The organism is Lactococcus fujiensis JCM 16395 (assembly GCF_002441655.1).
GTDB classification, from domain to species: domain Bacteria; phylum Bacillota; class Bacilli; order Lactobacillales; family Streptococcaceae; genus Lactococcus; species Lactococcus fujiensis.
On the sequence record NZ_JXJU01000001.1, the window covers coordinates 221,188 to 235,787 of the forward strand.

The 14,600-nt window shown below is 38.5% G+C and carries 16 protein-coding genes; 15 read left to right on the forward strand and 1 reads right to left on the reverse strand.

What is annotated here, in order from left to right; translation table 11 throughout:
• Window positions 1-29 precede the first annotated feature (29 nt).
• The 14 genes from RT41_RS01045 (at window position 30) to RT41_RS01110 (ending at window position 12,985) form a co-directional block, all read left to right on the forward strand.
• The gene (locus tag RT41_RS01045) at window positions 30-470 is read left to right on the forward strand and encodes a MarR family winged helix-turn-helix transcriptional regulator (protein WP_096816904.1); all 441 of its coding nucleotides are present in this window, start codon (window positions 30-32) and stop codon (window positions 468-470) included.
• 1 nt (window position 471) lies between these two features.
• Window positions 472-1,443, forward strand: coding sequence for a beta-ketoacyl-ACP synthase III (locus tag RT41_RS01050; protein WP_096816905.1), 972 nt, complete (start codon window positions 472-474; stop codon window positions 1,441-1,443).
• Between the two features lie 102 nt (window positions 1,444-1,545).
• Window positions 1,546-1,770, forward strand: a complete 225-nt coding sequence (locus RT41_RS01055; protein ID WP_096816906.1) for an acyl carrier protein — start codon at window positions 1,546-1,548, stop codon at window positions 1,768-1,770.
• Window positions 1,771-1,872: 102 nt separating this feature from the next.
• Window positions 1,873-2,796 carry an ACP S-malonyltransferase gene (fabD, locus tag RT41_RS01060; RefSeq protein ID WP_054638968.1) on the forward strand — a complete coding sequence of 308 codons (924 nt, stop codon included), beginning with the start codon at window positions 1,873-1,875 and terminating at the stop codon, window positions 2,794-2,796.
• A 170-nt stretch (window positions 2,797-2,966) separates the two neighbouring features.
• Window positions 2,967-3,701 carry a 3-oxoacyl-[acyl-carrier-protein] reductase gene (gene fabG / locus RT41_RS01065; RefSeq protein WP_054639081.1) on the forward strand — a complete coding sequence of 245 codons (735 nt, stop codon included), beginning with the start codon at window positions 2,967-2,969 and terminating at the stop codon, window positions 3,699-3,701.
• A 13-nt stretch (window positions 3,702-3,714) separates the two neighbouring features.
• Window positions 3,715-4,935, forward strand: coding sequence for a beta-ketoacyl-ACP synthase II (fabF, locus tag RT41_RS01070; protein ID WP_054638967.1), 1,221 nt, complete (start codon window positions 3,715-3,717; stop codon window positions 4,933-4,935).
• Between the two features lie 38 nt (window positions 4,936-4,973).
• Complete coding sequence (accB, locus tag RT41_RS01075) at window positions 4,974-5,447, forward strand: acetyl-CoA carboxylase biotin carboxyl carrier protein (RefSeq protein ID WP_054638966.1); 474 nt, start codon at window positions 4,974-4,976, stop codon at window positions 5,445-5,447.
• The gene (fabZ, locus tag RT41_RS01080) at window positions 5,444-5,878 is read left to right on the forward strand and encodes a 3-hydroxyacyl-ACP dehydratase FabZ (protein ID WP_054638965.1); all 435 of its coding nucleotides are present in this window, start codon (window positions 5,444-5,446) and stop codon (window positions 5,876-5,878) included. Before accB ends, fabZ begins: the two co-directional genes overlap by 4 nt.
• A gap of 186 nt (window positions 5,879-6,064) precedes the next feature.
• Entirely contained in the window at window positions 6,065-7,438 is a 1,374-nt protein-coding gene (gene accC / locus RT41_RS01085) for an acetyl-CoA carboxylase biotin carboxylase subunit (protein ID WP_054638964.1), read from the forward strand.
• Between the two features lie 26 nt (window positions 7,439-7,464).
• Complete coding sequence (gene accD, locus RT41_RS01090) at window positions 7,465-8,325, forward strand: acetyl-CoA carboxylase, carboxyltransferase subunit beta (RefSeq protein ID WP_096816907.1); 861 nt, start codon at window positions 7,465-7,467, stop codon at window positions 8,323-8,325.
• 305 nt (window positions 8,326-8,630) lie between these two features.
• Window positions 8,631-9,386: an acetyl-CoA carboxylase carboxyl transferase subunit alpha gene (locus RT41_RS01095; RefSeq protein WP_180752663.1), complete on the forward strand. Its 756-nt coding sequence runs from the start codon at window positions 8,631-8,633 to the stop codon at window positions 9,384-9,386.
• 118 nt (window positions 9,387-9,504) lie between these two features.
• Complete coding sequence (serC, locus tag RT41_RS01100; protein WP_096816908.1) at window positions 9,505-10,596, forward strand: 3-phosphoserine/phosphohydroxythreonine transaminase; 1,092 nt, start codon at window positions 9,505-9,507, stop codon at window positions 10,594-10,596.
• Complete coding sequence (locus RT41_RS01105; protein WP_096816909.1) at window positions 10,586-11,776, forward strand: 3-phosphoglycerate dehydrogenase family protein; 1,191 nt, start codon at window positions 10,586-10,588, stop codon at window positions 11,774-11,776. The genes serC and RT41_RS01105 overlap by 11 nt, the downstream gene beginning before the upstream one ends.
• A complete protein-coding gene (locus RT41_RS01110) occupies window positions 11,777-12,985 on the forward strand; it encodes a DUF1015 domain-containing protein (protein WP_096816910.1) in 1,209 nt (402 codons plus the stop codon).
• A 41-nt stretch (window positions 12,986-13,026) separates the two neighbouring features.
• On the opposite strand, the gene RT41_RS01115 is transcribed toward RT41_RS01110, so the two are convergent.
• Window positions 13,027-13,269, reverse strand: coding sequence for a GlsB/YeaQ/YmgE family stress response membrane protein (locus tag RT41_RS01115; protein WP_054638963.1), 243 nt, complete (start codon window positions 13,267-13,269; stop codon window positions 13,027-13,029).
• A gap of 435 nt (window positions 13,270-13,704) precedes the next feature.
• On the opposite strand from RT41_RS01115, the gene RT41_RS01120 reads away from it, so the two are divergent.
• A complete protein-coding gene (locus tag RT41_RS01120; RefSeq protein WP_096816911.1) occupies window positions 13,705-14,568 on the forward strand; it encodes an Rgg/GadR/MutR family transcriptional regulator in 864 nt (287 codons plus the stop codon).
• The last annotated feature ends 32 nt before the right edge of the window (window positions 14,569-14,600 follow it).

Sequence of the window (14,600 nt, forward strand, 5' to 3'; positions counted from 1 at the left end):
AAATATTACTTGAACAAATCGGAGATAAAATGAAAACAGATTTTGATAAAGTCAATGAATGGCTGATTCAACTTTTCCATGATTTCATGATCTTAGAAGAACAATTCTTAAAAGATCGAGAGACACCAGATGTGACCGTCAAAGAATTACAAATTTTGACGTTGATTCACGCATTAGGCAGCTGTCGTGCGACAGATATTGCAAAGGACCAAAAGCTAGCCCTTTCAACCATAACTATTACACTTAATCGACTGGAAAAGAAAGGGTACATTCGTCGGACCCCTTCCAAGGTAGACCGCCGTGTCATTTTTGTGGGGCTTGAAGATAAAGGAAATGAACTCTGTGATCAGCACCGGGAATTTTTTAGTGATATAACTGACAGTCTTTTCGATAGCATTTACGGCACGACCGAAAATAAACTGGAAGGTGAATTAGGCAACTTGCACGATTCATTGGAGAACATGAAATAAGATGTTTGCAAAAATCACAGCAGCAGCTCATGCCGCACCTCAAAATGTTGTCAGCAATGACAAACTTTCAACGATAATGGATACTTCTGATGAATGGATTTATTCACGGACAGGCATTAAAAATCGCCATATTTCTACAGGAGAGAATACTTCTGATTTGGCAATTGAAGTGGCTAGGAAAATTCTTGACCAGAAGAATTTGGATGCAAGTGAGCTAGACTTTATCATTGTCGCAACGATTACACCAGATTCAATGATGCCTTCAACGGCAGCGCGGGTTCAAGGTGCTATTGGTGCAACTAACGCATTTGCTTATGATTTAGTCGCCGCATGCTCTGGTTTTGTTTTTGCTTTGTCGACAGCTGAAAAGCTGATTCAGGCGGGTCAAAAAAAGGGACTTGTCATTGGTGCTGAAGTTTTTTCAAAAATTTTAGATTGGTCAGATCGATCGACTGCTGTTTTATTTGGAGATGGCGCCGGTGGTGTTTTGTTAGAAAACACAGGTCGAAAGCCATTGGTTTTGGCAGAAACTTTAAGAACTGATGGGTTGAGGGGAGATAAATTGCGGTCAGGACTGACCAAATTAAAATCGCCCTTTGTTGAAGGACGCTCAGAAGAAATGGCTTTGACTATGGATGGTCGTGCAATCTTTGATTTTGCTGTTCGTGATGTTCCTAAAAATATTGCACAAACCATTGAAAAAGCTGAATTAACATCAGACGACATTGATTATTTCATTTTACATCAAGCAAATTCGAGAATTCTTGATAAAATGGCCAAGAAATTGGGTGCTAATCGAGATAAATTCTTACAAAATATGGCAGAATATGGTAATACAAGTGCAGCAAGTATTCCTTTGCTCTTGTCAGAATCGCTTGAAAATGGTAAGCTATCCTTAGAAACAAATCAGAAACTTGTTTTGACTGGATTTGGCGGAGGATTGACCTGGGGAACGATGATTATCCAGCTCTAATCGAAAGAAAATGTTCGGCAAGAACTTCTTGTTGAACGTACTAATAAAGGTTATAACCCCATTGAGGGAATAATATATTTTCACTAATAAGGAGAAAAACTCATGACTGTATTTAATAAAGTACAAGATATTATCGCTGACGAACTTGGTAAAGACAAAGAAGAAATCACACTCGAAACAACATTTGAAGCACTTGATGCTGATTCACTTGATCTTTTCCAAATCATTAACGACATCGAAGACGAATTTGACGTTGAAGTTGATACTGACCAAGACCTCAAGACAGTTTCAGAACTTGTAAATTACGTCGAAGAGCTTAAAAAATAATGAAGAGGGGATGGACCGACGAATGCATTGTAATTTGTTGGCTCGACCCCTTATCATTTCAAAAAATATAGTTAGATATTACAAATAAAATTGGTGGGAAACATGACTAAAACAGCATTTCTATTTTCTGGACAAGGTGCTCAAAAATTGGGTATGGCTTATGATTTATACGAGCAATTCGATGTGGTAAAAGAAACTTTTGATCGTGCGAGCGTCTTGTTGGGGGATGATTTACGATTCTTGATTGACCATGATGAAGAAAAGCTCAATGAAACGAAGTATACACAGCCTGCAATTTTGACTACGTCAGTCGCTATTTCACGTTTACTTGAGGAAAATAATATCCACCCTGATGTTGTTGCAGGATTAAGCTTAGGTGAGTACAGTGCGTTAGTAATCTCTGGTGCTCTAACTTTTGATGATGCTATTCAGTTGGTTGCGAAACGCGGACAATACATGAGTGAAGCAGCACCAACTGGCTCTGGGAAGATGGTTGCCATCATGAATACAGATGCCGGTCGCATTGAATCGGCTTGTCAAAAAGCAAGCGAATTTGGAATTGTCAGTCCAGCTAATTATAATACGCCAGGGCAAATTGTTATTGGTGGTGAAGTAAAAGCTGTGGACACTGCGGTTGAAATTCTCAAGGCTGAAGGCGTCAAAAAGATGATTGAGTTGAAAGTCTCTGGTCCATTCCATACAGCTATTCTTAAACCTGCAAGTGACAGGCTTAAAGTTGAATTGGAAAATGTTGAATTTTCAACGTTTGATCTTCCCTTGATTTCTAATACGACAGCGCAAGTGATGCATGAAGATGAAATTCGTTCGCTGTTGACACGTCAAGTGATGGAGCCTGTTCGTTTTTATGAATCGATTGAAACGATGAAAAACCTAGGAGTTGATCGCTTCATTGAGGTAGGTCCTGGTAAAGTACTTTCTGGTTTCATAAAACGAATAGATAAGGCAGCGAAGTTTACTAATGTTGAAGACCTACCGTCATTGAAAACACTTTTGGAAAATAAATAAGAAAGTCACTAATAAATGAAAATTAATTTGGCGGCGATCGGCATCTTTATGATTGTATTAGGCATCCTCGTCTTAATCATTGGCCGGAAAATTCCGAGTTCCTTTATCTATTCCATTATTTTGGTGATTTATGGGACGGGTCTTTTTTTCAAATATAGAGAGAAAAAATAATGGATATCAAAAATAAAAATGTATTTATTACTGGCTCAACGCGTGGGATTGGCCATGCCATTGCCATTGAATTTGCACGAAATGGAGCTAACGTTGTTATCAACGGTCGTTCTGCTATTTCTGACGAAATGCTTGCTGAGTTTTCTAATTTGGGAGTCAAAGCTATCGGTGTGTCAGGAGATATTTCAAGCTCTGATGATGCTAAAAGAATGGTTGCAGAGGCAACAGAACAATTGGGGTCGGTTGACATCTTAGTCAATAACGCTGGAATCACGCGCGATGGCCTTTCATTAAAAATGAAAGAAGAAGATTTTGAGGCTGTCCTCAAAATTAATTTAACGGGTGCTTTTAATATGACTCAAGCGGTTCTTAAGCCTATGACTCGTTCAAGAGCGGGAGCAATCATCAATATTTCTTCCGTTGTGGGATTAATTGGAAATGCCGGACAAGCAAATTATGCGGCAGCCAAAGCAGGATTGATTGGTTTAACTAAATCAATAGCACGTGAAGTTGCAGGACGTAATATCCGTGTGAATGCCGTTGCTCCAGGTTTTATTGAATCTGATATGACTGCAGTTTTGTCAGACAAAGTAAAAGATGTCATGCTCGGTCAAATTCCGATGAAACGATTTGGATTGCCTTCTGAAATTGCAAGTACAGTCCGCTTTTTAGCTGAACAAGAATATATAACAGGCCAGGTCATTACTATTGATGGCGGCATGGTCATGTCTTAATAAAGGAGAAAAAATGAGTCGAGTAGTTATTACGGGATATGGCGTTGTCAGTGCAATTGGGAACACTCCTGATGAGTTTTGGGAAAGCCTAAAAAGTGGAAAAACGGGGATTGGACCTCTTACACGATTTGATGCAACAGAAACTGGGATTTCCGTTGCTGCGGAAGTTAAGAATTTCCCATTTGACAAATATTTTGAAAAAAAAGACGCACGACGTATGGATCTCTTTAGTCAATATGCAGTTTATGCGTCGCTTGATGCCATGGAAATGTCAGGTATTACTGAAGAAAATACAAATTATGACCGTTTGGGTTGTATCATGGCTTCAGGTATTGGTGGCTTGGGACAATCACAAAAGAATTCACAAGCATTGTTGAAAGGGCCAAAGAAAGTAGCCCCATTATATGTGCCATTGGCAATAGCAAATATGGGTGCTGGAAATGTAGCCATGCGAACTGGTGCTCGTGGAACATCACGTGCCGAAGTAACTGCCTGTGCCGCGGGTGCCAATGCAATTGGCTCTGCTTTCCGTGAAATCAAGCATGGTTACGCTGATGCCATGATTGCTGGTGGTACAGAAGCCGCAATTTGTGAATTGGGCATTGCTGGTTTCGCAAATTTGACTGCCTTAACAAAAGAAACAGATCCTACAATCGCTTGTCGTCCTTTTGACAAAGACCGTTCTGGTTTTGTCATGGGTGAAGGCGCTGGGGTCTTGATTTTAGAGAGCCTTGAGCACGCCCAAGCACGAGGAGCCAATATCTTAGCCGAAATCGTTGGATATGGCTGTACAAATGATGCTTTCCATATGACCACACCTTCTGGTATTGGTGCTGAAAATGCAATTAAGATGGCACTTGAAGAAGGACAAATTGATCCAAGTGAAGTGGATTACATCAATGCGCATGGAACTTCAACACATGCAAATGAAGAAACTGAAGCTAAAGCCATTCACAATGTCATTGGTGACAAGGCGCTCGTTTCATCAACAAAAGCTTTACATGGGCATGCGCTAGGCGGAACAGGCGGAATCGAAGCTGTTGCAACCGTTGTATCACTCTTGAAACAATATGCTCCTGTCAACGCAGGTACAAAAGAACTTGATGACGATATGACCATCAACGTTGTTCTTGGTGAAGGGAAAGCAGCAGATATCAACGTTGCACTATCTCAAGATTTTGGCTTCGGCGGTCATAATGCTGTCCTCGCCTTCAAAAAATGGACAGGGAAATAAGCCATTTGATAATGTGCTTTTAAGGAGGCTTAATAAAAATGAATATTTCAGAAGTAAAAGAATTAATGGATAAATTTGATGGCTCAACAATGCGTGAGTTTTCATGGAAAAATGCCGAGGGAGAATTGGCTTTGTCAAAAAATGATGGTCACACTGGTCTTGCACCAGAACCAGCATTTGTTCAGACTGTTCAAACAGCGCCGGCAGTAGCAGCAACAACCCAAACATCTACTGAAACAACAAAAGGAGCAGAGTCTGCTCCTCAAACAGCAGTTGAAGGCGATGCGGTTGAAAGTCCTTTGGTCGGAGTTGTCTATCTAAAGGCAGGCCCTGATAAACCTGAATTCGTTCAAGTTGGAGATACGGTTAAAAAAGGTCAAACCCTTTTGATCATTGAAGCCATGAAAGTGATGAATGAAATTCCAGCACCTAAAGATGGTGTCATTACTGACATCATGGTTTCTCCTGAAGAGGTTGTCGAATATGGACAAGGATTGGTACGGATTAAATGAGCCAAGTAAATATTGATGTTACGAAAATTATGGAGGCCTTGCCTCATCGTTACCCGATGCTTTTGGTTGATCGCGTACTAGAAATGAATGAAGACGAAATCACCGCCATCAAAAATGTGACCATCAACGAGGAGTTTTTCCAAGGTCATTTTCCACAATACCCTGTAATGCCAGGCGTGTTAATCATGGAGGCCTTGGCCCAAGCCGCAGGTGTTCTTGAATTATCAAAACCTGAAAACAAAGGGAAATTAGTTTTCTACGCTGGCATGGATAATGTAAAATACAAGAAACAAGTCGTTCCGGGGGATCAACTTGTGCTTCATGCTAAATTTATCAAACGGCGTGGAAATATTGCTGTTGTCGAAGCTGAAGCTACTGTCGATGGTAAAGTAGCAGCAAAAGGAACATTGACGTTCGCCTTGCAAGCTTAAATCGTAGACAAATACATTCATTAATAGGTTAAATCCAATATCTTACTTTGAAATATTCTTGCCATGGCTTTGCCGTGGCTCCCTTTTGGACTTATTTTGATTTGAATTATAAAATATTTTGAATAATAAAAGATTGGAAATAACAAGGAGGAGATGAACTTTCATTCTCCAAATAAGGAGTTAAACATGTTTAATAAAATATTAATTGCAAACCGTGGCGAAATTGCTGTCCGTATTATTCGTGCGGCAAGAGAATTAGGAATTGCGACAGTTGCTGTTTATTCAGAAGCTGATAGAGACGCTCTGCACGTTGCATTGGCTGACGAAGCAATTTGTATTGGTCCAAGTAAAGCTGCAGACTCTTACTTGAACATGAATAATATCTTAGAAGCTGCCGTAGCAACGCATGCACAAGCGATCCATCCAGGATTTGGTTTTTTGAGTGAAAACTCAAAATTTGCACGGCTATGTGAAGAAATGAAAATTAAATTCATAGGTCCTTCGGCTGAAGTCATGGATGCAATGGGTGATAAGATTAATGCCAGAAATCGAATGAGAACAGCGAAAGTGCCTGTCACTCCAGGTTCCGATGGAGAAGTTTTCACTGCTGAAGAAGCTTTAGAAATTGCGGACCGAATTGGTTATCCTGTCATGTTAAAAGCGTCAGCAGGCGGTGGAGGAAAAGGTATTCGCAAGGTTTCATCAAGTGAAGAATTAGTTCCTGCCTTTAATGCAGCAACCGCCGAGGCCAAAGCCGCTTTTGGTAACGGAGCTATGTTTATTGAACGCATGATTTATCCAGCGCGACACATCGAAGTACAAATTTTGGGTGACCAATATGGACACGTGATTCATTTAGGGGAACGGGATTGTTCTTTGCAACGTAACAATCAGAAAGTACTTGAAGAAAGCCCTTCTGTTGGTATTGGCCAAACTTTGCGAGATAAAATTACACAAGCTGCTGTTAAAGCGGCAGAAGCTGTAAAATATGAAAATGCAGGGACAATTGAATTCTTGCTCGACGAACAAGCGGGCAATTTCTACTTTATGGAAATGAATACTCGTGTTCAGGTTGAACATCCAGTGACTGAATTCGTATCAGGTGTCGATATTGTTAAGGAACAAATTCGTATTGCCTCTGGCGAAGCATTATCGTTCAAACAGGAAGATATTCATTTTAAAGGGCACGCCATAGAATGTCGAATTAACGCTGAAAATCCTAAATTCAATTTTGCACCAAGCCCAGGAAAAATCACGAATCTCTTTTTACCTTCTGGAGGTGTGGGATTACGTGTTGATTCTGCCATGTATGCTGGTTACACAATTCCACCATATTATGATTCAATGATTGCAAAAGTTATTGTCTATGGAGAAACACGTTTTGACGCTTTGATGAAGATGCAACGCGCTTTAATGGAATTTGATATTGAAGGAGTAACTACAAATATTGACTTCCAATTGGATTTAATCTCTGACCCTTATGTTATCGCAGGAGATTACGACACAGGCTTTTTGGGAAATGTCTTTTTACCAGAATATCTCAAAAATAATGATGAATAATATTAATAAAGAAAATCGAGGATAGAATGCCTTTATTTCAGAAAAAAAAGTATATTAAAATAACACCCAACCGCTCTTTAATTTCAGAGAAACAAGTTGAGCCTGAAGTTCCAGATCAATTATTCGCGAAATGCCCTAAATGTAAACACAGTATTTATGTAGAAGACTTGGGTGAAGCGAAAATTTGTCCCCATTGTGATTACAATTTCCGAATTTCCGCAAATGAACGTTTGGCTTTAATTACTGATCCATCAACATTTGAAGAATGGTTCACAGGAATTAAAACCAAGAATCCGCTTGATTTTCCTGGTTATTTAGAAAAATTGGAAAAAGTAAAGGCTCATACTGGACTTGACGAGGCTGTTTTAACAGGTAAAGCCCGAATAAATGGGAAAGAAGTTGCATTAGGAATCATGGACTCTCATTTCATTATGGCTTCAATGGGAACAGTTGTAGGTGAAAAGTTAACCAGACTGTTTGAGCGGGCCTTAGATGAAAAACTCCCTGTAATCATTTTTACGGCATCAGGTGGTGCCAGAATGCAAGAGGGGATTATGTCCTTGATGCAAATGGCGAAAACTTCAGCTGCTGTTAAGCGCCATTCAAATGCCGGCTTACTTTATATCACAGTATTGACCGATCCAACTACTGGAGGCGTTACGGCTTCTTTTGCGATGTTAGGCGATATCATCTTGGCTGAGCCACAAGCACTGATCGGTTTTGCAGGTCGGCGTGTGATTGAGCAAACGGTTCGCCAAACCTTACCTGAAGGCTTTCAAAAAGCTGAATTTCTTTTAGAACATGGGTTTATTGATGCCATTGTCAAACGAGGTGACCTAAAAGAAAAACTGGCGCTCTTGCTTGATTTGCACGACACTAAATCTTAAAAAAAACATACAGAAATTGGCACAATCCAATGAAAAGTAACATTTTCTGTACGTGGACCGAACGATTGATGGGAACTTCTTTGAAAAAGATTACGGATTTGTAATTGATTTTATAGATGAAGTTGTCCTCTTTCGTTAAGGATAAATTTAATTTATAAAAGTGTCCAAAAAAGCTATGCTATTCGTTGTTTCGACGTAGAAACTTATCTTGATGATGAGCTAGTCGGATCAAATGAACCATGATTACAGTGCTTCATTTGATGGCGAATATCCAGCTCACTTTAATAAATATTGAGGGGAAGATAATGACAGAAATTGCTGAAATTATAAATAAAGCGCGTGCGGCTGACCGTGTTTCAGTTCGTGATATCATTGACCATTGTTTCAGTGACTTTTTCGAGTTGCATGGCGACCGTCAATTTACTGACGATGAAGCTATTGTAGGAGGTATTGCTCGCTTTAAAGGGCAGGCTGTCTCGGTCATTGGAATTCAAAAAGGGCATAATTTAGCAGAAAATTTAGCTACTAATTTTGGTCAACCGAGTCCAAATGGCTATCGCAAAGCTTTACGCCTTATGAAACAAGCAGAAAAATTTGGTCGTCCACTTATTACATTTATCAATACTGCCGGTGCTTATCCTGGCATTGAAGCTGAGGAACGTGGACAAGGGGAAGCAATTGCCCGTAATTTATTTGAAATGTCAGATTTAAAAGTTCCGATTATAGCGGTCATTACTGGAGAAGGCGGTTCTGGAGGAGCATTAGCACTAGCGGTAGCCAATAAGGTCATCATGCTTGAAAATGCCGTTTACTCTGTTTTGTCACCGGAAGGTTTTGCAACCATTCTTTGGAAAGATGGAAAACGGCGTGATGAAGCAGCAGAATTGATGAAAATCACCGCCGATCATTTGTTGGAGATGGAAGTTGTCGATGCTGTCATTAAAGAAGAGACTCTTTTTGAAAATCTGTCGGCTAGTCTCGAGCAAGCATTAACAGAATTATCAGAAATGACAGTAGATGAACTTGTTGAGCAACGTTATCAAAGATTTAGAAAGTACTAGGAGATAGTGCTTTTTTATTTTGAGTTTTTGTCAATTCACATTGTTTTTAATATAGTCGCTAATGTCAGAAAATTGTGATATAATACAAAAAATACTACCATGAGATAGGAGCATTGAAATGGTTTATAATTTTGCAGCAGGTCCATCGGTATTGCCACAGGAGGCCTTGTTAAAGGCACAAGCGGAGCTATTGGATTATGCAGGGAGCGGAATGTCAGTAATGGAATTGACACACCGAGGGAAAGAATTCACAGCAATTATCGAACACGCAGAAGAAACTTTACGTGAGCTCATGCACATCCCTGACAATTATCAGGTTTTATTTTTGCAAGGTGGAGCATCGACACAGTTCACAATGGTCCCTCTTAATTTGGCTGTGGGTAAAAAAGCATACTATGTTGAGTCTGGAAGTTTTGGAAAAAAAGCGTTCACAGAAGCAGTCAAGCTATCTCATTTTATTCCTTTTGAACCGATTAGTCTAGGTTCAACTGAAAGTCAAAACTATAATCATTTGGTCCAATTTGATGCATCTGAAATTGACAGCGACGCGGCTTATGTTCATGTTACATTAAACAATACAATTGAAGGAACAACGATTTATGAATTGCCCGATACGAATGGTGTGCCACTTGTTGGTGACATGAGCTCAGATATTCTAGCATTTGATTATGAAGTCGAAAAATTTGCCTTGATTTATGCAGGGGCTCAAAAAAATATCGGCCCTGCTGGAATGACCGTTGTCATTGTTCGAAACGATTTATTGACTGACAAAGAGATTTTGTCATCAATGATGGATTATCGGATTTTAGCAAAAAATCATTCGCTTTATAACACGCCCCCAACCTTTGGAATTTATATGTCTGACCTCGTTTTCGAGTGGGTAAAAGCACAAGGTGGAGTTAAAGCAATGGCAGAAAAAAATCTTAAAAAATCAGCTTTACTATATGAATATATTGATTCTACTGAGTTTTATAAGAGTCCTGTGATAAATAAAAATGAGCGTTCACTCTGCAATATTCCATTTTCATGTGGCGATAAAGTCAAAGATGATAAATTTATCGAACAAGCTGATCGAGCAGGGTTCAAAAATATTAAAGGTCATCGTTCAGTGGGAGGGATGAGAGCAAGTCTTTATAATGCCTTTCCTTTTGAAGGTGTTGAGGCATTGGTAGATTTTATGAAGAAATTTGAGGAAGAAAATGATTTATAATATTAAAACAATCGGAAATAACATTGATGAAGAAGGTTTGGAAGAATTAGGCAAGAATTTTGTCGTAGACCGGGTCCCTGAAAATGAGGCCCAAGCCTTTATTTGTCGTGCTCAAAATTTTCATGATTACAAGTTTAGTGACCATTTATTAACCATTGGTCGCGCTGGTGCAGGCTTTAATAATATCCCTGTTAAGCAATGCTCAGAGCAAGGGATTGTCGTTTTTAATGCGCCCGGAGGCAATGCCAATGCGGTTAAAGAACTTGTTTTGGCTATGATGATATTTGGTTCTCGTAATTTGAAACCAGCAAATAAATGGCTCTCAGATCAAGTTGGGACAGATCAGTCAATTGATTTAGCCGTTGAAAAAGGCAAAAAAGCATTCTCTGGGAAAGAAATTTCAGGAAAAACAGTCGGTATTATTGGGCTTGGAAATATCGGTTCACGAGTGGCTAATGATGCTGAAAAATTAGGAATGAAAGTCATCGGTTATGACCCATATATTGCAGTCGAACGGGCGTGGGAAATATCTTCCCATGTTCATCGGGTAACTCATTTGAGTGAAATCTTTGAACAATCAGACTATATCACTATACATACCCCTTTGACCGATGAAACTCACCATATTTATTCTGCAGAAAACTTTGAGAAAATGAAAAAAGGTACCGTTTTGCTAAATTTTGCGCGTGATGAAATAACGAATAAAGCCGATTTGCTAGAATATATTGAAAATGGGACCATAAAATATTTTGCGACTGACTTTGGTTCAGAACTTTTTTATCATAATGATGCCATTTTTGTTAGTCCACATTTGGGTGGTTCAACGGCGGAAGCAAGTTTGAACTGTACAAAGATGGCAGCCAATTCGATTCAACGCTATTTAACAACGGGTGAAATTATTAATTCAGTGAATTTTCCACGTGTGGTTCAAGAATTGAATTCTCCTTACAGGATTACCTTAATCAATAAAAATGTGCCGAATGTAGTTGCTCACATTGCCTCACGGGTATCTGAAGAAGGAATTAATATTGCCAATATTGTCAATCGAGGTCAAGGAGACTATGCCTATACTTTGCTCGATCTTGATGAAACGAATGAGACGAAAATTCAAGAGTTAATGTCGAATTTCAAGGCTTCAGATAATATCATTCGGGTTAGACTCATCAAAAAGGAGATATAAATGGTAACTGTTAGAGCATTTAAGGCAATCCGCCCTGACGAGAAAAAGGTATCACAAGTGGCGACGCTTCCCTATGACGTACTAGACTCTGATGAGGCACGCGATTTGGCTCAAGGAAATGCTTTTTCATTCTTGCATATTGACAAAAGTGAGATTGATTTGCCAGCAAACACCGATAGTCATTCACAAATCGTCTATGATCAAGCAGCGACAAATTTGGCGGACTTTATCAATAAAGGTTGGTTGAAAAAAGAGGATAAGAATGAGCTTTATCTCTATGAATTAACAATGGATGGTCGCACTCAAACAGGTCTTGTAGCAACAACAGCCGTTGCTGAATATAACAACGGTGACATCAAGAAACATGAGTTTACATTGCCAGAAAAAGAACAGGATCGGATAAATCATTTTAAAACGACCATGGCCAATACAAGCCCTATTTTCTTGACCTACCGAGCAAAAGATGACATTCAAAATATAATGGGGAGCTGGAAAAATGACCATGCCCCGATTTATGATTTCGTCAGCTTTTACTATGTTCGTCATCGAGTTTTTGCCATAAATGATAAGCAAACGATAAATGAATTGCAATTTTTATTCCAGACGGTTCCAAGTTTATATATTGCTGATGGTCATCACCGATCGGCATCGGCGGCAAATGTTGGTCAGATATTGCAAACAAATGAATCGAAATATTTTTTGTCTGTTATTTTCCCAGATACTGAACTACAAATTTTAGATTATAATCGTCTCGTTTATCGTCCATTAGGTTCAGAATTCTGGAAAAATGTTGCACAAAAATTTGATATTCAAAAAATTGAACTAAATAAACCAACACAAGTTCATCACATTCATGCCTTTACTAAATCAGGCTGGGTAAGGCTTATTCCTAAAGCCAATATTATTCCTACCGATCTCGTTCAAGCGTTAGATGTTTCGATTTTACAAAATGAAATTTTGGCCCCCTTGTTGGGGATTGATAATCCAAAAACTAGCCCCCACATCAAATTTGTTGGAGGAATTAGGGGACTAGAAGAACTTGAAAAAGGTGTAGAAGAGGGCGCATCCATTGCATTTGCACTCTTCCCCCCAAGCATAACAGAATTATTAGCAGTTGCTGATGCAGGGAAAATTATGCCACCAAAATCAACTTGGTTCGAACCAAAATTACTCTCTGGACTCTTCCTCCATGACTTAAAAGATAAATGAAAAAAAATGAGCATTTGCTCATTTTTTTATATATTAATAAGTTATTTGTTCGTCTTTCCTAAGACAAGTGAGACAACAAATACGACAATGACAGCGCCAATAATGGATGGAATCAAGGCCATTCCTGCGAGCGAAGGACCCCAATGACCAAAGAGGGCTTGACCAACCCATGCGCCAACAAGACCGGCAACTATGTTAGCAATCCAGCCCATTGCAGCTCCACGCCCCATAATTGCACCTGCAATAGCACCAATAATAGCACCGACGATTAGTGACCAAATCATAATAAATTCCTCCTTTATGTGAATTTTATGAAATAGTTTCTTACTATTCTAATATAATTTTAACATAGGATTTAAATATATAATAGCAAATAGTCTTGAATTTTCAAAAATCATACAATTATCAGACAATCATTAGGGATATTTGTTTCATTTTGATTTCTTGATATTTTAGATTATAATAAAAATAAGAGAGAGTAGTAAAAAGAATACGATTCAATATTTTAAACAAATTGACTAAAAAAATTCGTATAAACTTGTCCTAATTCAGCAAATAGATGTGATAAGTTCAGCTTTTTAGGGGATTATTATCGCTGAAATATCAATAATTGCTTGTAATATATTGACAAACAAATGGGCTGTAATTTATAGAAACCATGTTAAAATTATATACGAAATAGGTTGACTCAAAATAGCTAAGAATTGGAGGGAGTAGATATGGTTTATAGCAAATACGGACAAGTTTTTAGGGCTTTAAGGAAACAAAGAGGTTTATCACTTATATATTTCGAAAAAGTAGGGATTTCGAAATCAGCCCTTTCAATGTTTGAAACAGGGAAAACAATGCTCGCCTTTGATAAGTTGAACTTCGCCTTACAAGAGATGCATGTTTCTTTACAATTCTATAATCTGCTTTTGAATAACAAAGAATCCGACTACTTTCTAGTCAAATTTCGAAAAATTGATTTATCGTATTACAGTAACAATATAGAAGAATTGCATGAAATTCATAATGAACTAATTGATTCTGAAGATAGCAGTATGTACGGAATTGCACTGGCAGCAAAAGCAAGGTATGCGGTCTTATCAGCCAAAGAAAAACATTATCTCGAACGCCTGTTCGGTTCCATAGAAATATGGGGACGCTATGAGCTATATTTACTTTTAAACACCCTTGATCAAATCAATATCTTTCAAGTTACAAAAACAGTCTTCTGGTTTCTAAGCGATGAAAAAGCCTATGATTACCTGCGGATAATCCCTGATTTTAGAATCTTATTCATGCGCATTGTTGTGATGTCAATATTCCGATTTTGTAAACTGGGGAAAAAAGATGTCGCTTATGCTTTTTATGAAAAAGCGAAAGATATTTCAGATCGCTTATCGTCAGAACTTGATATTGCCAATCAACTTTTCTTCAAATTTGCTGAAGGATATTGGATATACGCTTTCGAAGATCAATTAAAAGGGATTCAAATCATGAAAAGGATCATAAGAATTTTGACTGATTTAGAAAGTACTTGTTTAAGAAATATGCTTTTTCAGTACTATACGCTTATCACGAAAGATTCCGAAAAATAATTGCATAGCAAAGTCTGCCGAGATGGTCTCAA